Source organism: Micromonospora sp. AKA38 (assembly GCF_027925725.1).
Taxonomy (GTDB): domain Bacteria; phylum Actinomycetota; class Actinomycetes; order Mycobacteriales; family Micromonosporaceae; genus Micromonospora.
In genome coordinates, this window is the sequence record NZ_BNEI01000005.1 from 1,600,588 (window position 1) to 1,624,554 (window position 23,967).

Genomic DNA, 23,967 nt, shown 5'->3' on the forward strand with positions numbered 1-23,967 from the left:
CGGGGACGCTCGTGGCCCGCTCCGACGGGTATCCTGCCGGCGTGGCCAGGGAGAACGGGCGCAAGGCGATCGCCTCGAACAAGAAGGCGCGGCACGACTACGACATCCTCAAGACCTACGAGGCGGGCATCGTGCTGGCCGGCACCGAGGTGAAGTCGCTGCGCGAGGGGCGGGTGTCGCTCGTCGACGCGTTCGCCCAGGAGCGCGACGGCGAGCTCTGGCTCTACGGGCTGCACATCGCCGAGTACGGCTTCGGCACCTGGACGAACCACGCGCCCCGGCGCACCCGCAAGTTGCTGCTGCACCGAGTGGAGATCGCCCGCATCCTGGAGAAGCTGCGCGACGGCGGGGTCACGCTGGTGCCGCTGTCGATGTATTTCGCGGACGGCTGGGCCAAGGTCGAGCTGGGCCTGGCCCGGGGACGCCGGTCGTACGACAAGCGTCAGGCGCTCGCCGAGCGGGACGCCAAGCGGGAGATCGCCCGGGAGATGGGGCGCCGGCTCAAGGGCCGGGCGGCGACGCGCCGGACGTGACGCTCCCGCGGGTCGCGGTCAGTTCCTGACCGCTACGTCGGGAAGGCTGGCCGGGACCCGAGGAAGAGGAGAGCCGCAATGGGCCTCGACGTGCAATTCACCTTCGACTGCGCCGACCCGGCCGCACTGGCCGCGTTCTGGGCCGAGGCGCTCGATTACCGGGTGCAGGGGCCGCCGGACGGCTTCGACTCGTGGGAGCAGGCGCTGACCGCGTTCGGCGTGCCGCCGGAGCGGCACGGCGACGCCTCGGCCGTGGTCGACCCCGAGGGCACCGGACCACGGCTGTTCTTCCAGCGGGTGCCGGAGCCGAAACGGGGCAAGAACCGGGTGCACCTCGACGTCCGGGCCGCACCCGGGCTGACCGGCGCGGCCCGGATGGCGGCGCTGGAGGCGGCGGCCGACCGGCTGGTGGGGCTCGGGGCGACCCGGGTGGCCCGGCACGAGCCCGCTCCGCCGCTCGGCGCCGGGCACCTGGTGCTGGCCGATCCGGAGGGCAACGAGTTCTGCCTCGACTAATACAAGACATCTTGTACTTCATCTCTTGTCGGTCTAGCGTGGCGGCATGGCGGACCGGCCGAACCACGTGCACCTGACCGACCCACGGGCCATGCGGGCGCTGGCCCACCCCACGCGGCTGCGGCTGCTGGGCGAGCTGCGCCTGCGCGGCCCGCAGACCGTGGGCATGTTGAGCGAGCGCACCGGCGAGGCGGTCGGCTCGGTCAGCTACCACGTCGGCAAGCTGGCCGAGCACGGCTTCGTGACCGAGGCTCCCGACCTGGCCCGCGACCGCCGCGAACGGTGGTGGCGGGCGGCGCACGCCACCACCGACTGGGACCCGGTCGAGCTGCTCGACGACCCGGAACGCCGGCTCGCCGGCGACCTGCTGCGCCGCGCCGCCATGGAGCGGTACGTGGCCCGCTACCAGGCCTACCTGGAGTCGGAGGCGAGCCTCGATCTGGCCTGGGTGCGCGGCACCACCAGCAGCGACACGGTGCTGCACCTGACCCCCGACGAGCTGGGCGAGCTGCGCGACGAGCTGTCCGAGCTGGGCCGACGCTGGCAGGCGCGCGGCGCGTCCGGCCGGCCGGGCGCGGAGATGGTCACGCTGATCTGGCAGGCCTACCGGGGGCCACAGTGACCCGGGACCGCCGGCCGCTGGCCGGGCTGCTGATCGGGCATGCCGTCTCGCTGACCGGCAACGTGCTGACGCTCATCGCGCTGCCGCTCTACGTGCTCGCCGAGACCGGCTCACCGGCGGCCACCGGGCTGGCCGGCGCGTTCGCCACCGCGCCGGTGGTGCTCGGCGGCGCGTTCGGCGGCGTGCTGGTCGACCGGATCGGTTACCGCCGGTCCAGCGTGCTGGCCGACGTGGTCTCCGGCGTGACGGTCGCCGCCGTGCCGCTGCTGCACGCCACCGTCGGCCTGCCGTTCCCGGCGCTGCTGGCGCTGGTCTTCGTCAGCGGGCTGCTGGACACGCCGGGCCAGACCGCCCGCACCGCGTTGCTGCCGGAGGCGGCGAGCGCGGCCGGAGTGCCGATCGAGCGGGCGATCGGCTGGCACGAGGCGACGTCGCGGGGCGCGCGCATGATCGGCGCCCCGGTGGCCGGTCTGCTGGTCGGCGTGCTGGGCGCGCTGCCGGTGCTGGCCGTGGACGCGGCCACGTTCGCCGTCTCGGCGCTGGTCGTGACGCTGCTGGTGCCGCGCGGCCTGCGTCCGTCCACCGAGGAGGCCGAGCCGGAGACCGGCGGCTACTGGCGACAGTTCGCCGCCGGGCTGCGCTTCCTGGCCCGGGAGCCGCTGCTGCGCGCCATGGTGCTGCTGGTGCTGGTCACGAACCTGTTCGACGCGGCCAAGAGCAACGTGCTGCTGCCGGTGGTGGCCGACCGCGAGCTGGGCGGGCCGGCCGCGTTCGGCCTGCTGGTCGGCGTCATGGGCGGCGGCGCGCTGGTCGGCTCGTTGGTGTTCAGCGCGATCGGGCACCGGCTGCCCCGCCGGGCCACGTTCGTCACCGCGTACGCGATCTGCGGCGCACCGCCGCTGTGGGCGCTCGCCGCCGCGCCGCCGTTGCCGGTGGTGGTCGCGGTCGTCGCGGTGGCCGGGCTGGCCGCCGGCGCGCTCAATCCGCTGATGGGCGCGGTGGAGCTGGAGCGGGTGCCGGCGGCCATGCGGGCCCGGGTGTACGGGGTGATCGGCGCCGGCGCCTGGGCGGCGATGCCGTTGGGCGCGTTGGGCGCCGGGCTGGCCGCCGACCGGTTCGGCACCACGCCCACGCTGCTCACCATCGGCGCCTGCTACCTGCTGGTGGTGCTGACCCCGCTGCTCGGCGGCCCGTGGCGCGGGATGCGCCGACCGGTGCCGGCGCCACGGCGCGCCGTGCCGGAGGAAGCGCTCTCTTGACAACGGGTGACTTCGTTCATACCTTCATCGAAGGTTATCTTTATAGTTTGTTTACCGTTCTGCGGGGCCGGCCGCCCGGACGGTAGGCGGACCCACCACCGCAGGAGGCACCCCGTGCGCAGTATCCGTACCGTCGCCGCCCTGGCGATGGCGGCGGTCGGCCTCACGGCCGCCCTCACCACCGTCCCGAGCACCCCGGCGATGGCCGCCCCCGGCGCGGTCACCTGGTCCGACGACTTCACCGGCCCGGCCGGCGCCGCCCCCGACGCGAGCAAGTGGCGTTACGACATCGGCGGCGGCGGTTGGGGCAACAACGAGTTGCAGTACTACACCAACAGCACCCGCAACGCCGCGCTCGACGGCAACGGCAACCTGGTCATCACCGCCCGCAAGGAGAACCCGGCCGGTTACGGCTGCTGGTACGGAAGCTGCCAGTACACGTCGGCCCGGCTGCTCACCAACGGCACGTTCGCCCAGGCGTACGGCCGGTTCGAGGCACGCATCAAGATCCCGCGCGGGCAGGGGCTGTGGCCGGCGTTCTGGATGCTCGGCAACGACATCGGCAGCAACCCGTGGCCCAACAGCGGCGAGATCGACATCATGGAGAACGTCGGCTACGCCCCCTCCACGGTGTGGGGCACGCTCCACGGCCCGGGCTACTCCGGGGCCAACGGCATCGGCGCGTCCACCTCGCTGCCGAACGGCCAGGCGCTCGCCGACGCGTTCCACACGTTCGCCGTCGACTGGGCCCCCGACTCGATCACCTGGTATCTCGACGGCGTGGCCTACTCGCGCAAGACGCCGGCCGACGCGGGCGGCAACCGCTGGGTCTTCGACCACCCGTTCTTCATGATCATGAATGTGGCGGTCGGCGGCAACTGGCCCGGCTCGCCGGACGGCTCCACCACGTTCCCGCAGACCATGACCGTCGACTACGTCCGCGTGCAGGCCTGGGACGCCGGCGGCGGGGGCACCGGCGGGCCGATCGTCGGGTTCGGCAACAAGTGCGTCGACGTGGCGAGCGCGAACACCGCCAACGGCACCGCCGTGCAGCTCTGGACCTGCAACGGCACCGCCGCCCAGCGCTGGACCTGGAACGCCGACGGCTCGGTGCGCGCGCTCGGCAAGTGCCTCGACGTGGCCTCCGGGTCGACCGCCAGCGGCGCCAAGGTGCAGCTCTACGACTGCAACGGCTCCGGCGCGCAGAAGTGGGTGTTCAGCGCGGCCGGCGACATCGTGAACCCGCAGGCCAACAAGTGCCTGGACGCCACCGGCAACAGCTCGGCCGACGGCACCAGGTTGCAGATCTGGGACTGCACCGGCGGCGCCAACCAGAAGTGGAAGCGCTGACCGGCCGGTGAGCCGGGGCGGGCGGCGCCCACCGCCCGCCCCGGCGCCCGCCCCGCCGGTACGATGGCGCGGCGCCATCCCCACCCCTCTCCCGAGACGGCGACGCCATGAGCGGGTTCACCACCGGAGTCGTCCCCACCGACCGGCTGCTCCTGCTGCCGCTGGCCGTCGCGCACGCCGAGGAGATGGCCGCCGTGCTCGCCGACCCGGCGCTGCACACCTTCATCGGCGGCAGCCCCGCCGACCCGGCGGGGCTGCGCGCCCGCTACGAGCGGCTGGTCGCCGGCTCCCCCGACCCGGCGGAGTCGTGGTGCAACTGGGTCATCCAGCTCCGCGACGACGGCGCGCTGGCCGGGTTCGTCCAGGCCACCGTCACCGCGCCCGTGGGCCCGCCCCGGCACCCGGCCACGGCTGGCGCCCGGGCGGTCGGGCACCGGCACCGCGACGACACGGAGCCGGTCGACGCCGGGCCGGTCGCGGAGATCGCCTGGGTGGTGGGCACGCCCTGGCAGGGACGCGGGATCGCCACCGAGGCCGCCCGGGGAATGACCGGCTGGCTCGGGCGGCGCGGTGTGCGTACCCTCGTGGCCCACATCCATCCCGACCACCGCGCGTCGGCGGCGGTGGCCACCGCCTGCGGTCTGGCCCGGACGGACGTGTGGCACGACGGCGAGGTCCGCTGGACGGGCCCGGCGGGGGCGGTCAGAAGGGGGCGTCGACGGCCAGACGGCGGACCTGGGTGAGGTAGGGGTCCAGTTCGCCGACCTCGAAGCGGCAGGTGCCGATGACGTGCCAGAACTGGCCGCCCGGGTCGCCGTCCAGCTTGTAGCGGCCGTCCGGGCTGACCGCCGCCCAGCCGTCCGGCAGACCGATCAGCGTGGTCCGCAACTGGGCGTGCTCCGGGTCGGCCACGTCCCACAGCCGGACCGTGCCGTCGTCGCCGGCGCTGGCCAGCAGGCTGCTGTCCGGGCTGAAGTGCACCGACCAGACCCGCCGGGTGTGCGCGGCGAGGGTGCCGTGCAGCCGCCCGGTGCCCGGGTCCCAGAGCCGGATCACCAGGTCGTCGCCGGCGGTGGCGAGCAGGTTGCCGTCCGGGCTGAACGCGCACGACCAGAGCCGACCGGTGTGCTCGGTGAGCACCGTGCGCGCCTCCCCGGTGGCCACGTCCCACACCACCGCGGTGCCGTCGTTGCCGGCGCTGGCCAGCAGCGTTCCCTCGCTGTTGAAGCCGATCGAGTAGACCCGTTCGGTGTGGTGCTCCAGGGTCAGCCGGCAGGTGGCGGTGGCCGCGTCCCACAGCCGGACCATCTGGTCGTCGCAGCCGGTGGCGATGGTCTCGCCGTCCGGGCTGAACGCCACCGTGCGGACCCGGCCCCGGTGCGGGGTGAGCGTGGCGAAGTGCCGGCCGGTGCGGCGGTACCAGAGGCGGACCGTGTCGTCGTCGTTCGCGGTGGCCAGGGCGTCGCCGTCGGGGCTGAACGCGACCGCCCAGACGTGGTCGGTGTCCACGTTGAGTTCCCGCTCGTCCGCGCCGGTGTCGGTGTTCCACAGGTGCACGCCGCCGTCGCCGCTGGGCGTGGCGACCAGCGCCTCGTCCGGGCAGAAGACCACCGAGAGCAGGCGGTCGGCGGGGGTGGCGAGCTGCCGCAGCAGGCGACCGGTGCGCGGCTCCCAGAGCCGGACCACGCCGTCGTTGCCGCAGGCGGCCAGCACCTCCCCGTCGTCGCGGAAGGAGAGCGCGGTGACCCGCCGGCCGTGCCCGCGCAGCGTGTGCTGGAGCTGCCCGCTGCGCACGTCCCACAGCCGGGTGGTGCCGTCGTTGCTACTGGTCGCCACCTGGTTCTGGTCCGGCCGCCAGACCACCGGCCACACCGAGCCGCGGTGCCGGGTCAACTCGTGCCGCACCTGGCCGTCGGCGGTGTCCCAGAGCTGGATCGCGCCGTCGCTGGCGGCGGTGGCGAGCAGGCTGCCGTCGCCGTTGAACCGGACGCTGTAGATCGCGCCGCGCTGCCGGCCGAGCACCCGGACCGGCCGGCCGGTCTCGGTCTCCCACAGCCGCAGCGCGCCGTGCGTGTCGCCGGTGGCCATCAGTGTGCCGTCGGGGCTGATGTCCAGCGCGTACACGTCGGCCTCGTGGCCGCGCGGCTGCCGCAGCAACTCGCCGTCGGAGGCCCGGCGGACCCAGACCCGGCCGTGCTGCCCGACGGCGGCCAGCAGCCGGCCGTCCGGCGAGTGCACCACCCGGTAGACCACCTCCGGCTCCCGCACCTCGAACGCGAGCCGGCCGGTGTGGATGTCCCAGCCGCGGACCGCGCCGGCGCTGTCCACCACCACCACCCGCCGGCCGTCCGGACTGAACGAGGTGCCCCAGATCGGCGCGTCGTGCCCCGGCCACTCGTGGCGCAGCCGCGCGGTGCGGGTGTCGAAGAGCCGGACCACGCCGGCCGCGTCGCCGACCACCAGCCGGCCCCGGCGCTCGTCGGTGAGCAGCGGCCACACCCAGCCGGCGAAGACGTCCTCGATGACGTGCCGCACGTCGCCGTGGTCGGCGTCCCACAGCCGTACGGTCAGGTCGGCCGCGCCGGTGACGAGCTGGTGCGAGGCGGCGTCGTAGCGGACCGCGTAGACCCGGGAGCGGTGCCCCTGGAGCGTGCGCACCGGCAGTCCGGTGGCCGTGTCGCAGAGCAGCACGCCGCCGTCGTCGCTGCCCACCGCCAGCACTGCGCCGTCCGGGCTGTACGCCACCGGCACCGGCAGCCGGCCCACCTCGAAGCCGTACCCGACGCCCACCGCGGGCGGCGCCAGCCCGGGCGCGACCGGCCGGCCCGGCGCGACGACCGCGCCGCGCAGCTCCGGCGCGCGCAGCAACGCCGGGTCGGCGCTCACGTCGATCAGCGCGGTGCGGTGCCAGCTGCTGCCGGCGATCCGCGCGCCGCGCAGGTCGGCCCGGAACAGCCGGGCGCCGGCCAGCTCCGCGCCGCGCAGGTCCGCCCCGGCGAGCCGCGCCTGGTCCAGGCGCGCGCCGCGCAGCCGGGCGTGTTCCAGCCGCGCCTCGGTCAGGTTGGTCGCCACCAGCCGGGTGTCGGTGAGGTCCGCGCCGGTCAGGTCCGCGCCGGCCAGTTCCCGGTGCGACAGGTCCTCGCCGCGCAGCACCGCGCCGCGCAGGTCGGCCCGGTCGGGCAGGCGCAGCCGGGCGGACAGCCGCAGGGCGTTCGCGCGCAGCGTCTCGCCGGCCGACTCGTCGCCGAGCACCCGGGCCGTCCACGCGGTGCAGCGGGCCGGGTCGGCGAGGTCGCCGAGGAACTCCACGGCCAGCGCGGACAGCGACCGGACCGCCAGCGCGGTCGGCTCCTCGCCCCGGTTGAGCTGCTCGGCGACGCCGTCGGCGACCAGCCACTCCATCACCGAGGTGTGGATGAAGCCGAACAGCCCGTCGTCGGTGCGGACCAGCAGGCTGCCCGCGCCGACCGCGTGCGCGGCCTGCGGCCCGGACAGCCTCGACTCGGCCCGCCCGGCGAGCTGGCCGGTCGACTCGGTCAGCTCGGCGAGCCGCAGGTAGGACTCGCCGCTCTCCCAGAGCTGGAACGCCAGCCGGCTCACCGCCTGCCACAGCTCCGGCCGGCGCAGGCTGACCGGGGCCCCCGGGATGCCCTGGGTGCGCCGTTCCTCGAAGTCCAGCCAGGACTCCAGGATCTCCCGGTAGAGCGCGGCGGCGCTGAACGTGCCGCCGGCGCCGGCCACCGCGGCCAGCCGGCCCTCGTCCAGGTTGGCGATGAACCCGAGCATGCGCGGGTTACGGGACAGGCCGAGCAGATCCTTGACGCCGGCCAGCAGACTCATCCGCTCGCGGGCGGCGGCCTCGTCGCCGTCGTAGCGGTGCCGCAGGAACGCCTCGATCTGGCCGGGGGTGAAGTCCTCCACCGCCAGCACCCGGCGGTGCGGCAGAAGGCCGACCCGCTCGCCCAACGCGGTCAGCACCTGCGAGTTGGTCTTGAAGTGCTGGGTCCGGCTGCTCACCACGATCTTCGCCGCGCCCTCGGCGGCCTGGAGCAGCGTCTCCAGGTGGTCGGCCGCCCGGTCGTAGGTCACCCGGGCCACCAGCTCGTCGAACCCGTCGAAGAGCAGCACGATCCGGCCCTGCCGCAGCATGTACCGGAACGCCTTGAGGTCGATCACCTGCTCACCGTGGTTGGCCAGGTGCGCGGCGACCAGGCCGTCCACCGAGTGCGCCTTGTCCAGCGCGCGCAGCTCGACCAGGATCGGGATCAGGTCCGGTGCGGCGGTGGGCAGCCGGCGGGCCACCTCCCGCAGCGCGAACGTCTTGCCCCGACCGAAGTCACCGAGCACCAGCACGAACCGGCCGTCCGGGGCGGAGACGGTCTCCAGCAGCTCGTCCACCACGTCCTCGCGGACCCGCTGGTCCGCGCCGACCAGGTGGCGGTAGCGCTGGGGGACGTACTGCCCGGGTGGGTAGAGCCGGTCGGCCTGGAGCCGGGCGGTCTGCGCGGCCACGTAGTCGCGCAGGTCCAGCAGGCCCTGGAACTCGGTCAGGTGCAGCACGCGTACGCCGCGCCGCTGCGCCTCCTCGGCCAGCCCGCGCGGCACCCGGTCGCCGTCGTAGACCAGTTCGGACCCGATGTCCGGGTCGGTGGCGTGCACCCGACGGGCGAACCGGTCCACGTCGTCCGGCCCCGGCGTGCCCACGTGCGCGCCGACCCGCTGCTGCCGGACCACCCCGTCGGAGCGGTAGCTGACGTACAGGTGCGGCGGGTCGCCGTCGACACGCCGCACCACCACCCGGTCGTAGCGGGCCTCGCACACCTCGGCGAGCCGGTCCAGCAGCCGCTCCACCGGCGCCGCCGGCGTCGCCGCCGCGGCCGGCGCCCCGCCCTGGGTGGCGCCCTCCACCAGGGCCGGCCGCCTGGGGTCGGGCACCTGGGCCGGGCCGGCCGCGCCGAACGTGGCCTCGGCGCGCGGCCAGCTCACCGCCGTGGACTCGCCGACGTCCTCACGGTCGTCGCGGCCCAGCACCCAGCGGGTCATCCCGTCCGCGCCGAGTCGCAGCACCTGCGCCCGGCCGTCGCGCGGCGCGGCGGCCAGCGGCACCACCGGGTCGACCCGGCCGGCCGGCGCCGCGTCGGAGATCAGCAGGTTGAGCATCGGGCCGACCAGCCGGTTGACCGAGCCACGGTCGCGCAGCGACACCCGGTCCGGCGGGGCCTCGTCGGCGTACGGGCTGCGCGGGCCGGGGGCGTGCGCCATCGCGCCCAGCCGCAGCCAGCCGGACTGCTGGTAGTGGCGCAGCCGCTGGGCGAACCAGCTCGACTGGGCCTCGCCGAGGAAGCCGTAGCGGTCCTCCTCACGGTGGGTGATGGCGATGGTGGAGTTCAGCCCGGCCACCACCACCCGCAGGTCGGGGATTCCGAACAGCGTCCAGGGCTGTTCGCTGTCGAAGAGCCGGTCGTCGAGCCCCTGGTAGAGGTCGTCGAAGAGCCGCGCGTAGTGCCGCCACTTGGGCCAGTAGGGCGGCTGCGGGTCGACGTCGTCGGCCTCGCAGGTGGCGAAGTACGCCCGGCAGGCGGCCATCGTCACGTCCCGCGGGCCGGGCACCACCACGAGGCGGTGCGGTTCCAGGCCGAGCAGCACCCGCAGCCCGGTGAGGAAGCTCAACGCGTCGGAGAACTCACGCGGGGTGCCCGACTCGGTCAGGTTGCCGGCCACCACCAGCAGGTCGGGTCGGGGCACCCCGTCGTTCATCAGCAGCGTCAGGTCACCCATCAGGTGCTCCTGCACCTCGCCGGGGGTGACCGGGGCGCCCGGGTCGAGCACGCCGCGACCGAACCGGGGCCCGGCCACCTGGAGCACCGTGACGGTGTCGCGCGCCGTGGGCGGCGCCACCGCGGCCGGCGGAAACGGCGGCGGGTTGATCGGGGTACGCCGGGGGCGACGCTGCGCGGGCGCCCCGGCGGCGGGCGCGGCGAGCAGGCCGGCCGGATCGTCCGGGTGGTGCGGGAACGCCGGTTGCCGCATCGGCTTGGCCCGACCGTCGAGCGCCTCCCGGATCCGGTCCAGCACCCGGGCGCGCGCCTGCGCCGGGTCGTCCACGCCGACCAGGTCGACGTAGGTGATGGTGGCGAGCAGACCGTCGATCGGGCAGTCCTCGACCCGCACGGTGACCAGCTTGTTGCCGGTGCCGTCCGGGTCGGCGCGCAACGCCGCCTGCCACTCCAGCTTGCCGTACGTGGAGTGCAGGTAGCGTTCGGACAGCACCGCCACCACCACCTCGGCCTCACGGACCCCGCGGTCCATGAAGTCGATGAAGTTGGTGCCGGCCACGAAGTCCCACGCCTGGATCATCGTGCGGTAGCCGGCGGTCTCGAACTCCCACGCCAGCCACGTCGCCCAGCGTTCGTCGGCCGGCGAATAGCTGATGAAGAAGTCGATGGGGCGGTCGGACCGGGTGGGGTGCGCGCCTACAGCCACGTGGTCATTATGACCACCGACGGTCAACAGATCGACACCCTCGGCAGCTCGGCATGCCGTCCCACGTCGGTCCGGACCGGTCGGGGCGGATGTGCGAGGATCGTCGTTCGTGGAGACCGTCGGCGATCCGCCGTCCGCCGCGCCGGACCGATCCCGTCGGAGCCGGCTGCACGTGCTCGACTGGATCGCGATCGGGCTGGCCGTGGTCGGCGTGTTCTGCGTGCTCACCGGGCTGCTCCCCCGCGCCGACGCCGAGGCCACCGTACGCCGGATCGTGCCCATTCTGATCTTTCTCGGCACGGTGGTGGTGCTGGCCGAGCTGACCGCGGTGGCCGGTGTGTTCGACGCGCTCGCCGCCCGGGTGGCGATCACCGCGCGGGGCAGCTTCCGGGCGCTGTTCTGGCTCTGCGTCGGTTTCGCCTCGGTCACCACCATCGCGCTCAACCTGGACACCACCGCGGTGCTGCTGACGCCGGTGATGATCGCGCTGGCCCGGACGCTGAACGTGCCGCCGACGCCGCTGGCCATGACCACGGTCTGGCTGGCCAACACGGCGAGCCTGCTGCTGCCGGTGTCCAACCTGACAAACATCCTGGCCAGCGACCGGATCGGCCTGGACCCGGTGCCGTGGGCGGCCCGGATGTGGTGGCCGCAGCTCGTCGCCATCGCGATCACCATGCTGCTGCTGTGGTGGTGGTACTGGCGACCGGCCCGCGCCGGGGCCGACCCGTTCGTCCCGCCGCCGCCGTACGTGGCGCCGGACCGGTTGCTCTACCGCACCGCGCTGGCCGCCTGCCTGCTCTTCGTCGGCGGCGTCCTGGCCGGGGTGGAGATCGGCGTCGCCTCCGGGGTGGCCGCCGCGATCGTGGTGGCCGGCTTCGCGGCACGCGCCCGGCACCGGCTGCGGCCGGCGCTGGTGCCGTGGCGGCTGCTGGTGTTCGTCACCGGCCTGTTCCTGGTGGTGCAAACCATCGGCCGGCACGGCCTGGACGGCGTGATGGGCGCGCTGATCGGCGCCGATCCGGGTGCGGAGGGGGCGCTGCGGGCGGGCGCGGTCGGCGCGCTGTTCAGCAACGTGGTCAACAACCTGCCGGCGTACGTGGCCGGCGAGGCGGTGATCGCCGCCGACCGGCACACCCAACTGCTGGCGCTGCTGATCGGCACGAACGTGGGTCCGCTGGCCACACCATGGGCGTCCCTGGCCACGCTGATCTGGTACGAGCGTTGCCGGGCCGCCGGCGTGGCGGTGCCGCTGGGCCGGTTCGTGGCGACCAGCGCCGCACTGGCCGCCCTCGCCACGGCGGGCACGGTGGCCGCGCTGCTGATCGGCCCCGGCGCCTGACCCGTCCCGCGCGTCGGGAGGTCAACGCTCGCGGTGGCGAAACCGGCGGACCGTGTAAAGCAGCGCGCTTCCGGCGAACAGCACGGCGCTGACCGCCAGCCAGCGTCGCAGCAGCGGTTCGGGCGTCAGCCCGGTGGCCGCCGAGTACGTGCCGTCGCCGAGCCCGAGCACGCCGGGCAGATAGACAAGCAGCAGGAGCCCCGAGCCGAGCGCCGGCACCCGCACGTGGTTGCGCACCGCCGGGCCGACGCGCCGCAGCAGCCGGTCGAGGGTCGCGTACGCGGGGAAGAGCACCAGGTCGTGGGCGACCACCGCGCCGACGAACCAGAGCAGCATCCGCCCCGCGGTCGGCTCGCCGGCCAGCCGCAGCGCGATCCAGCCGGTCACCGTGAAGCAACCGACCAGGAGCGCCAGGTGCCACCACGCCGCGCCGTACGCCCGCCGGAGCTCAGCCATCGAACTCGATCTCCTCGACCCACTTGGTGCAGTGCACGCCGGGCAGCGCCGGCACGATGATCCGGGCCGGGAAGCCGTGGTCGGGGCTCAGGTCGACGCCGTTGACCCGCAACGCGAGCAGCGCGTCCGGGTCGCTGACCTGGCCGCCGTGCAGGGTGGCCCGGCTGAACAGCCCGCCGCGTTCCAGCGAACGGACCCGTGCCGTGGCCGGCTCCGCGGCGCCGACCAGCGCGGCGAGGTCCCGCAGGCGTACCCCGGTCCAGGTCTGCGACGTCGACCAGCCCTCCACGCAGGCGATCGGCAGCGTGGCGGTGTGCTGCGGCAGCGCGAGCAGCCGGTCGCGGTCGAGCGTCTCGGCCCGGTCGCCGGCGCGCACCGTCAGCGACCAGCCCGGCCCGGTCCGGTCCGGCGTGACGCCGGCCGCGGCGGCGGTGCGGTTGACCGGAAAACCGGTCGGCCCGTCGCCGATCCGCCGGCCGCGCGGCAGCAGCAGCGCGGTGCCGCGTAGCGCGTCCACGCCCTGCCCCACGGTCAGCGCGGCCAGCAGCAACGCGCCGCCGCCGGCCAGCGCCAGCACGCCGCGCCGGCTCATCGTCGCCGGGCCGGGGCGACGGGCCACCAGGCCGTCCGGGTCCGCCGGCTCCGGTCGGGTCCGGGCCAGCGGGGTACGCGCGAAGCCCGGCCCGCGCAGCGCGGTCACCAGCCGGGGCAGCTTGACCGCCACGTGCACCACCAGCGCCACCGTGAAGATCCAGGCGCCGTACCAGTGCGCGGTGTAGAAGTCGAAGCCGAACAGGTACGCGTACTGCACGTTGAGCAGGCCGGTGGCGCTCTGGAACAGGATGCCGCCGACCAGCAGCAACAACGACAGCCGCTCCAGCACCTGCGCGACGGAACGGGCGGGTGGCCAGGCGAACAGCTTCGGCACCACCGACCAGAGCTTGGCCAGCACCACCGGCACCAGCACGATCCCGAGCGTCACGTGCAGCCCCTGGGTGACCCGGAACAGCCACGCCGGCCGGGTCGGCCAGTCGAACACCGGCGGGTGCAGCCACCCCACGTCCCGGGGGAACGCCTGGTCGAAGCGGGGGCCGTAGGCGATCCAGTCGAGCAGCCCGGTGACGATCACCAGCGGCAGGGTGGCCAGCAGCACGGCACCCAGCACGGAGGTCAGCCACGGTCCGCGTACCGGGCTGCGCCAGGCGCGGTCGACCGCGTCGACGCCCGGGGGACGGTGGCGGTCCAGGACACGCCAGAGCCGGGCCGGCGCGGCGTACCGCGGCTCGATCGCGGCGGGCGCGGGGTCGTCCGGCGGTGGGACGTCGGTGGGCACGGGCACCTCCTCCGGCGACGGGGCCGACCGACCGGCCGGTGCTTACGGGATGGGACGCTAGACGCCGCCGGTCGCCCGCGACGGCGTTTGCCGCATTACCGAAGCCTTACCGCCGTCGTCCCTTACGGACCGCTGACGTCGGACGTGAACCGGCCGCCGACCCGACCCGGGTGCTTTAGCGTGGGCCGGTATGCGGGTACTGCTCACCGGCGCGGCCGGCTTCATCGGATCGCAGATCGCCGACCTGCTGGCGGCCGAGGGCCACGAGCCGGTCTGCCTGGACGCCCTGCTGCCGCAGGCGCACGGCGGCGCGCTGCCGGAATGGTCCCGGCGGCACGACCCGACCGTCGGCGACGTCCGCGACGCCGGGCTGCTGGACCGGCTGCTGGCCGGCGTGGACGCGGTCTGCCACCAGGCGGCCATGGTCGGGCACGGGCTCGACCCGTCCGACGCGCCGGACTACGCCGGGCACAACGATCTCGGCACGGCGGTGCTGCTGGCCGCCATGCACCGCGCCGGGGTACGCCGGCTGGTGCTGGCCAGCTCGATGGTGGTCTACGGCGAGGGGCGCTACACCTGCGCCCGGCACGGCGTGGTGCGCCCCGCCGCGCGCCGCGCCGCCGACCTGGCCGCCGGCCGCTACGACCCGACCTGCCCCGGCTGCGGCGACCCGCTCACCCCGGCGCTGGTGCCCGAGGACGCGCCGCTGGAGCCCCGCAGCACGTACGCGGCCAGCAAACTCGCCCAGGAGCACTACGCCGCGGCGTGGGCCCGGCAGACCGGCGGCGGCGTGTGGGCGCTGCGCTACCACAACGTCTACGGTCCCCGGATGCCCCGGGACACCCCGTACGCCGGGGTGGCCTCGCTGTTCCGCTCGGCGCTGGCCGCCGGTCGCGCCCCGGTCGTGCTGGAGGACGGCCGGCAGCGGCGGGACTTCGTGCACGTCACGGACGTGGCGCGGGCGAACCTGCTGGCGTTGACCGCGCCGCCGCCGGACGGCCTGGTGCCGGTGAACGTCTGCTCCGGCGAACCGCACACCGTGGGCGACCTGGCCACCGTGCTGGCCGAGGCCATGGGCGGTCCGGCGCCGGAGATCGCCGGCGGCGCGCGGGCGGCGGACGTCCGGCACGTGGTGGCCGACCCGACCCGCGCCCGCGACCTGCTCGGCTACACCGCGCGGGTCACGTTCACCATGGGCGTCAAAGCCTTCGCCACCGACCCCCTCCGCTCCCCCGCCACCCTCTCCCCCCAGCCCGCCTGACCCCTCCCCCTCTTCTCGGGCCGCACAGTTTCCCGGAAAGAGTGGCCATTCCGCCCGCGACAGCCACTCTTTCGGGGAAGCTGTGCGGCCTTGCCGGTAGGGGCGAGGGCGGGTTCAGGAGACGGTGCGGAGGAGGTGGTTGACGAGGAGGGCGGTCACGGCCTGGGCGGCGAGCCAGCGGCGGTGTGTCGACGGAGGCAGGTTTGCGACGGCGACGAGCAGCCACACCACGAACGGCAGCCAGATCCGCTCCACCTCGGCCTTGCTCATCCCGGAGAGGTCGGCGGCGGCCACCACCAGCGCGGCGGCGGCCGGCAGCAGCACCGTCGGCCCGAGCCCGACCAGCCGTCCGGTCCACCCGGTCCACCCGGAGCGGCGAGTGCCGGCCGGGCGGGCAGCCGACCAGGCGGCGCGCGCCGCGACGGCGGTACGGCGCAGCGCCGGCCCGAGCACCGGCCCGGCGGAGAGCAGCAGCGCGGCCAGGTTCGCCCACACCCAGTACGTGTACGGGCGGTCGGCCGCCCAGCCCTGGTAGTAGCGCTCGACGACCCGGTCGTACCCCTCCCACCACCGGAAACCGGAGAGCACGAACAGCGCCGTGACGGCCGAGACACCGGCGGTGGCGGCGACCAGGGTGGCCCGGCGGCGGTCGGGCCGCAACGCCGACACGGTCACCGCCAGCGCGCCGACCAGCACGAACCCGTACGACAGGTGCAGCGCGAAGCCGAGCAACAGGCCGCCGGCCAGCGCGGCGAGCGGTCCGCGTACCGCCAGCAGCGCGAGCCCGGCGGCGACCACGCCGGTGAACACCGCGTCGCCGGAGGCGCCCAGCCACACCGCGCCGGGCAGCAGCACCAGGAACGGCAGCACCGCCCGGGCCGCGTCGGCGGCGCCCAGCGCGCGCAGCGTGACCGGCACGGAGACCACCACGGTCGCGCCGACCAGCACGCAGCACAGCGCGGCGGCGGCGCCCCCGCCCAGCCCGACCCGGTCCAGCCAGACGAAGACCAGCAGCGCGCCCGGCGGGTGCCCGGCGGTGTGGGTGGACCAGGAGTCGGGCTGGAAGTCCAGGATGCGGTCGGTGAAGCCGGCCAGCATGCGGGGAATGTCGGTCACCCCGGGCACCTCGTGCAGGTACTCCGCCTGCGGCGTCAACCGTCGCGTCAGCCCGGCCGTCCAGCCGTCCACCAGGGCCAGCGCCAGCGTCCACGCCACCGCGGCCAGCCAGCCGACGGCCAGCAGCGGGCCCCATCGGGCGGTCCGGGCCCAGCGCAGTCCCGGGCCGAGCACGGCGAGCGCGACGAGCGCCGCGAGCGGCGTACCCCAACCGGCGTGCGGACGCCAGGTGGCGTAGAGCGGCGCCGCGTCGGCGTGCAGGCCCACGCCACGCCGGTTGAGCACCAGGCCGACCACGACGGCGGCGGCGAGCAGCGCCGCCTCGACCGCGACCACGACCAGGTCGCCCCGGTGCGGGGAGCCGGTCCGGTCCGCGGCGGGGGCGCGACGCAGGGTGGGTGCGGATCTCATGACGACCGCACGGTACGGGGGGCCGGCGCGGGACGGGGCCGCAACCGCCGGCCCGTCACGGGATGGTAAGAAATGCCTGCTCGTAACGGTTCCGTAAGCACGATCGAGGGCTCGGTCGGGTGGCGGTCGGCCTAGCGTCGGCGGCATGCGGACACAGATCGACGTGGTGCTGCCGTGCCTGGACGAGGCCGCCGCCCTGCCCGGCGTGCTGAACGCGTTACCGCCGGGTTACCGGGCGATCGTGGTGGACAACGGCTCCCGGGACGGCTCGCCCGAGGTGGCGGCCCGGCACGGCGCCCGGGTGGTACGCGAACCACGTCGCGGTTACGGCGCGGCCGTGCACACCGGGCTGGAGGCCGCCGGGACGGAGCTGGTCTGCGTACTGGACGCGGACGGCTCGTTCGACCCGGCGGAGCTGCCGGCGCTCGTCGCCCCGGTCGCGGCCGGCACGGCCGACCTGGCGGTGGGGCGCCGTCGACCGGTGTCGGCCGGCGCCTGGCCGTGGCACGCGCGGGCCGGCACCGCGCTGGTCGCCGCGTTGCTCCGGCAGCGTGGGGTGCCGCTGCGTGACCTCAGCCCGATCCGGGTGGCCCGCCGCGAGGCGTTGCTGGCGCTCGGCGTCACCGACCGGGCGTTCGGCTATCCGTTGGAGTTGATGATCCGGGCGGCGGCGGCCGGTTGGCGGATCCACGAGCACGACGTCCGCTACGCCCCGCGCGCCGCCGGCACGAAGTCAAAGGTGTCCGGCTCGGTACGCGGCACGGTCCGGGCCACCCGGGACTTCCTCACCGTGCTGCGCAGTGTGGACGGCCGGCGGTGACCGTCCTGCTGGTGGTGGCGAAGGCCCCGGTGCCGGGGGCGGTGAAGACGCGGCTGTGCCCGCCGGCCACCCCGGCGCAGGCGGCCCGGATCGCCGCCGCCGCGCTGCGCGACACGCTGGACGCGGTCACCGCCACCGGCGGTGTGACGCCGGTGCTGGCGCTGGCCGGGCGTCTGGCCGACGCCGAGGACGGCGCGGACCTCGCCGCCACGGTCGCCGGCTGGCAGGTGCTGCCGCAGTGGGGCGACGGCCTCGCCGAGCGGCTGGCCCACGCGCACGCCGACGTGGCGCACGCGTACCCGGGGCGGCCGGTGCTCCAGATCGGCATGGACACCCCGCAGGTGACGCCGGCGCTGCTCGCCGACGGCGTACGCCGGTTGGCCGCACCCGGCGTCGACGCGGTGCTCGGCCCGGCGGCGGACGGCGGCTGGTGGGCACTGGGGTTACGCGACCCGCGCCGCGCGGCGGCGTTGCGCGCGGTGCCGATGTCCACCGCCGAGACCGGGCGGCTCACCTACGCGGCGTTGTTCGACGCGGGACTGCGGGTGGGTGCCCTGCCCACGCTGCGCGACGTGGACGACTGGGCCGACGCCCGCGCGGTGGCCCGGGGTGTGCCCGGCGGCCGGTTCGCCCGCGAGGTCGCCGCGCTGCGACCCGCCCTGGTGGCGATGTCGCCCGATCGTCGACCGAAGGCGGTTCGATGAGCGCCGGCCCCGCGAGCGCGACCAGCGAGCCGGGCCTGCGGGCCCGCCAGTCGCCGACCCGGACCAGCCCGGCGGGCGCGACCGGTGTGCCGGCCGGTGTGGACGCCTTCGACATCGCGCTGCGCGAGCGCACCGGCAGTCACTGGCTGGTGCAGGCCGACGGGGTTCGCCGGCGGCTGCCGGTGGAACGGTGGCACGGCCCGGCGGAGGCGGCGACCGCCACGGTGGTGGCCCGCTGCCACGGCCCGGCGTTGGACCTGGGGTGCGGGCCGGGCCGGCTCACCGCGGCGCTCACCCGGGCCGGCCTGGCCGCGCTCGGCGTCGACGTCTGCCCGCGGGCGGTGGCGTCGACCCGGGCGCGCGGCGCGGTCGCGGTGCGCGCCGACCTGTTCGACCCGCTGCCGGCCGAGGGCCGGTGGCGGCACGTGGTGCTGTTGGACGGCAACATCGGCATCGGCGGGGACCCGGCGCGGCTGCTGCGGCGGTGCCGGGAGCTGCTGCACCCGGACGGCACCGTGCTGGTCGAGCTGGACCCACCCGGCAGCGGCGCCTGGCAGGGCCGGGCGCACGTGGTCTCCGGCCGGCGGCGGGGGCCCAGCTTCGGCTGGGCGCGGCTGGACACCCGGGCGGTGCACGGTCCGGCCACGGCCACCGGGCTGTCCGTGCGGGACCTGCGTTCGGCGGGCGGCCGGTGGTTCGCGGAGCTGGCCGTGGCCTGACCGCCGACCCCGCACCGTGGAACGGCGCTACCGCCGCTCGTGCGCCGCCCGTCAGCTGGTGCGGGGCGGGAGGTTGTTGACGCGCCTGCTCGCCGCGATGGCTGGTTGATGCTCGATGGCCCATCTGGCCAGGCCCGACAGCGGCTCCAACAGAGATCTGCCGAGGGGTGTGAGGCGGTACTCGACGCTGGGTGGGATCGTCGCGAAGACCTCCCGGTGGACCAGTCCGTCCTTCTCCAACCCGCGCAGCGTGCGGGTGAGCATGCGCTGACTGATCGCCTCGATGCCACGGTGAAGTTCGTTGAACCGATGCGGTCGCTGCCCCAGCAGGACCACCACGAGCACTGTCCACTTGTCCCCGACTCGGCGCAGGACGTCGGTCACCGGGCACTGATCGTGCTCGTCCCCGGGCACCGGGCTCGGCAACACGGTGTCGAGTGGGGCAGGCACACCGGTGTTCGCTGCTGACATCGAACTGCCTTCTTCCACGAGCCGGACGGGTTACTGATGATGGAGGTCCTTACGAAGAGTAACTAGGGGGAAGCGATGGTCACCCACCATCACGGCGGCAGAGGCCGGGATGAGACAGCGCGGGGCCGGACCGTTGTCGTCACCGGCGGCAGCGACGGCATGGGACGAGGTGTCGTGCTCGCCCGAGCGGCACGCGGCGACCGAGTCCTCGCGATCGGGAGCAACCCGACCAAGGGCGAGTCCCTGCTCTCCGAGGCCACGGCGACCGGGGTGGGTGACCGGGTCGAGTTCCTGGCTGCCGACCTCAGCACGATCGCCGGCAACCAGGCGGTGATCGACCACGTCGCGGCCACCTACCGGACCGTCGACGGCTTGGTGCTGGCGGCGAACCGCCACTCACCTCGGCGCGTCGAGACCAGCGACGGATTCGAATCGACCTTCGCGCTCTACTACCTGAGCCGCTACCTCCTGGGCCACGGCCTGATGCCCGCGCTGTCGGCCGCCTCGAAGCCGGTGATCGTCAACATCGCCGGTGTCGGACTCACCTCCGGAAAAAAAATTAACTGGGACGACCCGCAGCTGCGGAACCGATATCGCACCATCGCGGCGCAACTCCAGGCAGCACGTGCCAACGATCTCCTGGGAGTGTCGATGGCGGGCCGGTTCGGCGAGCGGGTTCCCTACGTCCTCTACCACCCCGGGTTCACCCGCAGCGGCGCCTCCGCGATGGAGCAGGTCAACCCCCTGACTCGGGCTGTCGTCAAGGCCCTTGCCTCGGTTGCCGCCCGGTCCGTGGAACGGGCGATCGCGCCGGTGCACGAATTTCTCGACTCGCCACCCACGGTCCCGTTGACGGCAGTCGACCGCGGCAGGCCCGTGCCGCTCGACCTGGAGACCCTCGACCCCGCCGCAGCGCGACGCCTCGCCGACATGACCGAACAGATCCTGACCGTCGTCTCCTGACGCCGCTCAGTCGGCGAGGCCGAGCGCGGCCAGCCGGTGCGGGTCGGCGATCACGTCCACGGCGGCGATCCGGCCGCCGGTGACCGTGAACGCCATCACCGACAGCGGCCGGCCGCCGGCGCTGACCAGCACGCCGGCGGCACCGTTGACCAGCACCGGCCGGGCGTACGGGAAGAGCCGTCCGAACGTGGTGGCCTGCGCCGCGACCTCGGCCGCGCCGGTGAGCACGGTGGTGTGCGGTGGTGCCGGTCCCCGGCGGTCTGCGGCTGCAACCGGTCGACGCCGCCGAGGTGGCCGCGCGGCTGGTCGACCTGACGCTCGACGCGCCCGCCGGCCTGGTGCCCGATCTGGCCGGACCGGCCACGCACGGCCTCGACGACCTGCTGACCGGCTACCTGACGGCCATCGGTCGGCGCCGGTTGCGGTTGCCGGTACGCCTGACCGGGCGGGCCGGGCGGGCGTACCTGGAGGGGGCGAACCTGGCCCGGCCGGGCGCTACCCGGGGCGTTCGGACCTGGGACGAGTTCCTGGCCGGGCGGCTGCGGTCCGGCGCCGGTCAGCCCTGACCGGCCGGCGGGTGAAACTGTTCGAACATGACCTCGTAGCCGTCCGGGTCGAGCCCGTAGAAGATGCGGGCCCAGCCCACGTCCTCCGGCTCCAGCGTCACCGGCAGCCCCTCCTCGCGCCAGAGCGCGTACGTGGCGGCCAGGTCGGCGGTGGGGACGGTGAGCACCACACCGAGACCGGGCGGCCCGTCCTTGGTGGCACGTTCCCGCTCGGCGTTGTGGTGCCCGTGCCGGTGCAGGTCGGACAGGATCAGCCAGGTGTGGCCGAACGTGAGGTAGCGCAGGTGCGGCTGGTCGGGTTGCGGGATCTGCTTGAAGCCGAGTTGCTGGTAGAGCCGGTGCGAGCGGTCCAGGTCGCGGACCCGGAGACCGAGCTTGAGCTGTCTGGCGGCCATCGGCGGGACGCTACCGGATCCCGCTGGCGCCCCGGTTCACCAGCCGACCGTGCCGAGGCTGATCGGGGTGAGCTGGCGGACCTGCGGCTCGATCCACTGCGCCGCGGTGACCAGTTTGACCAGCCGGTCGATCGTCTCCGGTGGGCCGGCGACGAAACTGCGTCGGTCGGCCGGGCAACCGTAGCGGTCGTCGAACGGGCCACCGTCGAGCGCGCGTACCACCATGCCGGCCTCGGCGGCCAGCAGCAGCCCGGCCGGCAGGTCGACCGCCTCCGGGCGGTAGCCGACGATGCCGTCGATGTCGCCCCGGGCCAGCATCACCCAGGACAGCAGCGGCGCCCACAGTTGCAGCACCCGGCGGGCGGTGGTGTCGAGCACGACCTTCAGCGCCCGGGCGGTGCTGTCGTCGCGGCGTACGCCGTGGCCCTGGGTCCAGGCCAGCACCGGCGCGGCCGGCACCGGCCGGTGTGCGGTGCGCAGCGGCCGGCCGGCCGGGTCCGCACCGTGCACGAACGCGCCGTGGCCGCGCAGGGCGGACCAGGTCCGGCCGGCGACCGGGTCGTGCACCACGCCGAGCACCGGTGAGCCGCGTTCACACAACGCGATGCCCACCACGTACGCCGGCAGGCCGATCGCCACGTTGTTGGTGCCGTCGAGCGGGTCGACCAGCCAGGCCCAGGTGGTGTCCGGGGCGTACTCGCCGCCCTCCTCGGCGATCACCCCGTGCTCCGGCCAGCGGGCCCGGATCCGGTCGACGATCAACCGCTCGGCGGCCAGGTCGAGGTCGGTGACCAGGTCACCGGAGTCGTCCTTGGCCCGGGCGTGCACCTCGCCCCGGATGCCCCGGCGCAGCAGTCGGCCGGCCGCCCGGGCGGCGCCCACCGCGAACCGGTGCGCGTCGCGCAGGTCGGGCCTGCCCCTGTTCGGCTCCACGTCCATGGCTCCTCCAGCCAGTCAGCCCCGTGCCACCAGTCGCGCGATCTCCCGCGCCATCCGCGCGGTCTCCGCCGCGTCGCAGCGGTCCCGGCGGACCCGGTGGCTGCGCCCGTCCACCGCGCCGAGGCTCAGGTCGCACGCGCCGGGTGTGGTCCGGCCGAGCGCCACGGTCACCGCGGGCGTGCCGGCGGCGACCTCCGAGGTGTGGAAGCCACCGGCGCGCAGCGCGTACGAGTCGCCGGCGGTGTGCGTCTCCACGGTGGCGGTCATCGCGGTGACCAGACGGTCGGTGGCGGCCACCTCGTCGACCTCGCCGAGGCTGTGCACCTCGTAGATCCGCCAGGAGGGGTCGGCGGGGGCGTCGGTGACGTCGATCAGCTCGTTGCGGACGGTACCGTACAGCACGTGGCTGAGCAGGTCCCAGCTGTGCGAGTGCATGGCCGAGGTGGTGGGGCGCACCGGCGGCGGGTCGGCCGGCCAGGCGTGCACGCAGATCCCGTCGGGGCCGTCACGCTCCACCGGCAGGCAGGTGAAGCCGAGCGGGTGCCGGACCGCCCGCAGTGGTCGCCGCCCGTCGGCGACGTCGGCGAGCACGTGCAGCACCCAGTCGCGCAGCAGCTCCGGCCGGGTGCCCCGGTCGATCTCGCGGGCCAGGTCGGCGTAGCTGGTCATGCGTACGGGTTCCTCGCCTGGAGGGCCTTGCGCACGATCTCGCCGACCTCCCGGTCGCCGAAGGACCGGGGCAGCGTCAGCCCGAGCGCGGCGAACAGCCGGCGGACCTGTTCGACGGACGGCTCGTCGTCGAGGCGGACCTGGCCGGCGGACTCGATCGGCACCCGGCGGCTCTGCCGGCGGCTGTAGTCGAGTTCGATGTTGAACCGGTTGTAGTAGACCTCGCCGCGGTCGATGCGCAGCGCCGGCGTCTGCGGGTTCTCCTGGGTGATGACCACACAGGAGGAGGAGAGGTCGTAGCGGAACGTGGTCATCTGCGCGGAGAGCCGGATGTCGACGGTGAGCAGGCCGGAGCGTTGCATGTGCCAGCAGGCGGCGAGCACCGTCGCGTACGACTCCTTGCGGGTGCGGTCGACCGTCCACGGTTCCTTCGGTTCGGTCGGCTCGTCGGCTTCCAGGCTGCGCCGGAACCACGCGTACCGCTCGCAGACCTCCTCGTCGGTCGGGTCGATGATCTCGATGGCGAGGCTGAGCGTGGCGTTGCGGCGGCGGGCGTGTTTCAGGCACTCGGGCAGCGTGACGGCGCGCAGGTAGGTGCCGGTGCCGCCCTTGAAGTGCCACTGGTCGGTGTGCTGCCGCGCCTCGTCGAGCGCCTGGCCGACCTCGCTGCCGTGCAGCACCCGGACCATGGAGGCGCTCTGGATCGCCTCCCGGGAGCGGGTCAGCGCGCCCTCCGGGCCGGTGAGCGCGGCCATCGGCGGGACCAGGTCGGTGAGCCGCGCGCGGACGTCCACCATGACCTGCCGGACCTCCTGCTCGGCGGTCCGGCGGCGCAGCCGGTCGCGCAGCACCGCCTGGGCGAGCAGGCCGAGGACCAGCAGGATGGCGCTGTTGACCACGTCCTGGCTGACGGTGTTGGTCAGGCCGAGGACGGCGACCGTGACGGCCAGCAGCAGACCGATGAACGCGTCGAGATTGCTGACGACCCAGCCGAGCAGGCGCGCCATGACATCCCCCGGTCGACGACGGAGCCTCCATG

General features: G+C 74.8%; 23 protein-coding genes. 13 read left to right on the top strand and 10 right to left on the bottom strand.

Annotation, left to right across the window (positions count from 1 at the left end; all coding sequences use genetic code 11):
• Window positions 1-41 precede the first annotated feature (41 nt).
• From smpB to TPA0908_RS24105, 6 genes are all read left to right on the top strand, one after another.
• Window positions 42-533, top strand: a complete 492-nt coding sequence (gene smpB / locus TPA0908_RS24080) for an SsrA-binding protein SmpB (RefSeq protein WP_281941540.1) — start codon at window positions 42-44, stop codon at window positions 531-533.
• 78 nt (window positions 534-611) lie between these two features.
• Entirely contained in the window at window positions 612-1,049 is a 438-nt protein-coding gene (locus TPA0908_RS24085; RefSeq protein ID WP_281941541.1) for a VOC family protein, read from the top strand.
• 46 nt (window positions 1,050-1,095) lie between these two features.
• Window positions 1,096-1,671 carry a helix-turn-helix domain-containing protein gene (locus TPA0908_RS24090; RefSeq protein WP_281941542.1) on the top strand — a complete coding sequence of 192 codons (576 nt, stop codon included), beginning with the start codon at window positions 1,096-1,098 and terminating at the stop codon, window positions 1,669-1,671.
• On the top strand, window positions 1,668-2,930 hold the full coding sequence (locus tag TPA0908_RS24095) for an MFS transporter (protein WP_281941543.1): 1,263 nt from the start codon (window positions 1,668-1,670) through the stop codon (window positions 2,928-2,930). Before TPA0908_RS24090 ends, TPA0908_RS24095 begins: the two co-directional genes overlap by 4 nt.
• A 114-nt stretch (window positions 2,931-3,044) precedes the next feature.
• Window positions 3,045-4,280, top strand: coding sequence for a ricin-type beta-trefoil lectin domain protein (locus TPA0908_RS24100; protein ID WP_281941544.1), 1,236 nt, complete (start codon window positions 3,045-3,047; stop codon window positions 4,278-4,280).
• A 107-nt stretch (window positions 4,281-4,387) separates the two neighbouring features.
• Window positions 4,388-5,023, top strand: coding sequence for a GNAT family N-acetyltransferase (locus tag TPA0908_RS24105; RefSeq protein WP_281941546.1), 636 nt, complete (start codon window positions 4,388-4,390; stop codon window positions 5,021-5,023).
• Here the strand turns inward: TPA0908_RS24105 and TPA0908_RS24110 are convergent.
• Window positions 4,983-10,763, bottom strand: a complete 5,781-nt coding sequence (locus TPA0908_RS24110) for a WD40 domain-containing protein (RefSeq protein ID WP_281941548.1) — start codon at window positions 10,761-10,763, stop codon at window positions 4,983-4,985. The genes TPA0908_RS24105 and TPA0908_RS24110 overlap by 41 nt on opposite strands.
• A 109-nt stretch (window positions 10,764-10,872) precedes the next feature.
• Here TPA0908_RS24110 and TPA0908_RS24115 point away from each other — a divergent pair, with 109 nt between their 5' ends.
• A complete protein-coding gene (locus TPA0908_RS24115) occupies window positions 10,873-12,105 on the top strand; it encodes an ArsB/NhaD family transporter (RefSeq protein ID WP_281941550.1) in 1,233 nt (410 codons plus the stop codon).
• A gap of 21 nt (window positions 12,106-12,126) precedes the next feature.
• Here TPA0908_RS24115 and TPA0908_RS24120 read toward each other — a convergent pair whose 3' ends face one another.
• Window positions 12,127-12,561 carry a hypothetical protein gene (locus tag TPA0908_RS24120; RefSeq protein ID WP_281941552.1) on the bottom strand — a complete coding sequence of 145 codons (435 nt, stop codon included), beginning with the start codon at window positions 12,559-12,561 and terminating at the stop codon, window positions 12,127-12,129.
• On the bottom strand, window positions 12,554-13,849 hold the full coding sequence (locus TPA0908_RS24125; RefSeq protein WP_281942679.1) for a molybdopterin-dependent oxidoreductase: 1,296 nt from the start codon (window positions 13,847-13,849) through the stop codon (window positions 12,554-12,556). The genes TPA0908_RS24120 and TPA0908_RS24125 overlap by 8 nt, the downstream gene beginning before the upstream one ends.
• 235 nt (window positions 13,850-14,084) lie before the next feature.
• On the opposite strand from TPA0908_RS24125, the gene TPA0908_RS24130 reads away from it, so the two are divergent.
• The gene (locus tag TPA0908_RS24130; RefSeq protein ID WP_281941553.1) at window positions 14,085-15,155 is read left to right on the top strand and encodes an NAD-dependent epimerase/dehydratase family protein; all 1,071 of its coding nucleotides are present in this window, start codon (window positions 14,085-14,087) and stop codon (window positions 15,153-15,155) included.
• 114 nt (window positions 15,156-15,269) lie between these two features.
• Here the strand turns inward: TPA0908_RS24130 and TPA0908_RS24135 are convergent, their stop codons facing one another.
• On the bottom strand, window positions 15,270-16,682 hold the full coding sequence (locus TPA0908_RS24135) for a hypothetical protein (RefSeq protein ID WP_281941555.1): 1,413 nt from the start codon (window positions 16,680-16,682) through the stop codon (window positions 15,270-15,272).
• 145 nt (window positions 16,683-16,827) lie between these two features.
• On the opposite strand from TPA0908_RS24135, the gene TPA0908_RS24140 reads away from it, so the two are divergent.
• Genes TPA0908_RS24140 through TPA0908_RS24150 form a run of 3 tightly spaced genes read left to right on the top strand, consistent with a single transcriptional unit; the run spans window position 16,828 to window position 18,925 of the window.
• The gene (locus TPA0908_RS24140; protein WP_281941557.1) at window positions 16,828-17,502 is read left to right on the top strand and encodes a glycosyltransferase family 2 protein; all 675 of its coding nucleotides are present in this window, start codon (window positions 16,828-16,830) and stop codon (window positions 17,500-17,502) included.
• Entirely contained in the window at window positions 17,499-18,206 is a 708-nt protein-coding gene (locus TPA0908_RS24145) for a TIGR04282 family arsenosugar biosynthesis glycosyltransferase (RefSeq protein WP_281941559.1), read from the top strand. Before TPA0908_RS24140 ends, TPA0908_RS24145 begins: the two co-directional genes overlap by 4 nt.
• On the top strand, window positions 18,203-18,925 hold the full coding sequence (locus TPA0908_RS24150; protein ID WP_281941561.1) for a methyltransferase domain-containing protein: 723 nt from the start codon (window positions 18,203-18,205) through the stop codon (window positions 18,923-18,925). The genes TPA0908_RS24145 and TPA0908_RS24150 overlap by 4 nt, the downstream gene beginning before the upstream one ends.
• Window positions 18,926-18,976: 51 nt before the next feature.
• Here the strand turns inward: TPA0908_RS24150 and TPA0908_RS24155 are convergent, their stop codons facing one another.
• Complete coding sequence (locus tag TPA0908_RS24155; protein WP_281941563.1) at window positions 18,977-19,309, bottom strand: winged helix-turn-helix transcriptional regulator; 333 nt, start codon at window positions 19,307-19,309, stop codon at window positions 18,977-18,979.
• A 162-nt stretch (window positions 19,310-19,471) separates the two neighbouring features.
• On the opposite strand from TPA0908_RS24155, the gene TPA0908_RS24160 reads away from it, so the two are divergent.
• Window positions 19,472-20,359, top strand: a complete 888-nt coding sequence (locus TPA0908_RS24160) for an SDR family NAD(P)-dependent oxidoreductase (protein ID WP_281941565.1) — start codon at window positions 19,472-19,474, stop codon at window positions 20,357-20,359.
• A gap of 6 nt (window positions 20,360-20,365) precedes the next feature.
• Here TPA0908_RS24160 and TPA0908_RS24165 read toward each other — a convergent pair whose 3' ends face one another.
• A complete protein-coding gene (locus TPA0908_RS24165) occupies window positions 20,366-20,587 on the bottom strand; it encodes a sigma-70 family RNA polymerase sigma factor family protein (protein WP_281941567.1) in 222 nt (73 codons plus the stop codon).
• Window positions 20,588-20,598: 11 nt separating this feature from the next.
• On the opposite strand from TPA0908_RS24165, the gene TPA0908_RS24170 reads away from it, so the two are divergent.
• On the top strand, window positions 20,599-20,925 hold the full coding sequence (locus TPA0908_RS24170) for a hypothetical protein (RefSeq protein ID WP_281941569.1): 327 nt from the start codon (window positions 20,599-20,601) through the stop codon (window positions 20,923-20,925).
• Here TPA0908_RS24170 and TPA0908_RS24175 read toward each other — a convergent pair.
• Genes TPA0908_RS24175 through TPA0908_RS24190 form a run of 4 tightly spaced genes read right to left on the bottom strand, consistent with a single transcriptional unit; the run spans window position 20,916 to window position 23,935 of the window.
• The gene (locus TPA0908_RS24175) at window positions 20,916-21,320 is read right to left on the bottom strand and encodes a VOC family protein (protein ID WP_281941570.1); all 405 of its coding nucleotides are present in this window, start codon (window positions 21,318-21,320) and stop codon (window positions 20,916-20,918) included. The two genes, TPA0908_RS24170 and TPA0908_RS24175, sit on opposite strands and share 10 nt — an antisense overlap.
• Window positions 21,321-21,356: 36 nt before the next feature.
• Window positions 21,357-22,259 (bottom strand): inositol monophosphatase family protein, encoded by a 903-nt coding sequence (locus tag TPA0908_RS24180; RefSeq protein WP_281941571.1) that lies wholly within the window; start codon window positions 22,257-22,259, stop codon window positions 21,357-21,359.
• A 15-nt stretch (window positions 22,260-22,274) separates the two neighbouring features.
• The gene (locus tag TPA0908_RS24185; RefSeq protein WP_281941573.1) at window positions 22,275-22,928 is read right to left on the bottom strand and encodes a sulfurtransferase TusA family protein; all 654 of its coding nucleotides are present in this window, start codon (window positions 22,926-22,928) and stop codon (window positions 22,275-22,277) included.
• Window positions 22,925-23,935, bottom strand: a complete 1,011-nt coding sequence (locus TPA0908_RS24190; RefSeq protein WP_281941575.1) for a hypothetical protein — start codon at window positions 23,933-23,935, stop codon at window positions 22,925-22,927. Before TPA0908_RS24190 ends, TPA0908_RS24185 begins: the two co-directional genes overlap by 4 nt.
• Between the last annotated feature and the right edge of the window lie 32 nt (window positions 23,936-23,967).

Bases quoted from the DNA above. Each gene is read 5' to 3' on its own strand.
- TPA0908_RS24160 (WP_281941565.1), top strand. From the start codon at position 19,472: ATGGTCACCCACCATCACGGCGGCAGAGGCCGGGATGAGACAGCGCGG.
- TPA0908_RS24150 (WP_281941561.1), top strand. From the start codon at position 18,203: ATGAGCGCCGGCCCCGCGAGCGCGACCAGCGAGCCGGGCCTGCGGGCC.
- TPA0908_RS24180 (WP_281941571.1), bottom strand. From the start codon at position 22,259: ATGGACGTGGAGCCGAACAGGGGCAGGCCCGACCTGCGCGACGCGCAC.
- TPA0908_RS24085 (WP_281941541.1), top strand. From the start codon at position 612: ATGGGCCTCGACGTGCAATTCACCTTCGACTGCGCCGACCCGGCCGCA.
- TPA0908_RS24185 (WP_281941573.1), bottom strand. From the start codon at position 22,928: ATGACCAGCTACGCCGACCTGGCCCGCGAGATCGACCGGGGCACCCGG.
- TPA0908_RS24130 (WP_281941553.1), top strand. From the start codon at position 14,085: ATGCGGGTACTGCTCACCGGCGCGGCCGGCTTCATCGGATCGCAGATC.
- TPA0908_RS24190 (WP_281941575.1), bottom strand. From the start codon at position 23,935: ATGGCGCGCCTGCTCGGCTGGGTCGTCAGCAATCTCGACGCGTTCATC.
- TPA0908_RS24090 (WP_281941542.1), top strand. From the start codon at position 1,096: ATGGCGGACCGGCCGAACCACGTGCACCTGACCGACCCACGGGCCATG.
- TPA0908_RS24135 (WP_281941555.1), bottom strand. From the start codon at position 16,682: ATGAGATCCGCACCCACCCTGCGTCGCGCCCCCGCCGCGGACCGGACC.
- TPA0908_RS24140 (WP_281941557.1), top strand. From the start codon at position 16,828: ATGCGGACACAGATCGACGTGGTGCTGCCGTGCCTGGACGAGGCCGCC.
- TPA0908_RS24105 (WP_281941546.1), top strand. From the start codon at position 4,388: ATGAGCGGGTTCACCACCGGAGTCGTCCCCACCGACCGGCTGCTCCTG.
- TPA0908_RS24120 (WP_281941552.1), bottom strand. From the start codon at position 12,561: ATGGCTGAGCTCCGGCGGGCGTACGGCGCGGCGTGGTGGCACCTGGCG.
- TPA0908_RS24175 (WP_281941570.1), bottom strand. From the start codon at position 21,320: ATGGCCGCCAGACAGCTCAAGCTCGGTCTCCGGGTCCGCGACCTGGAC.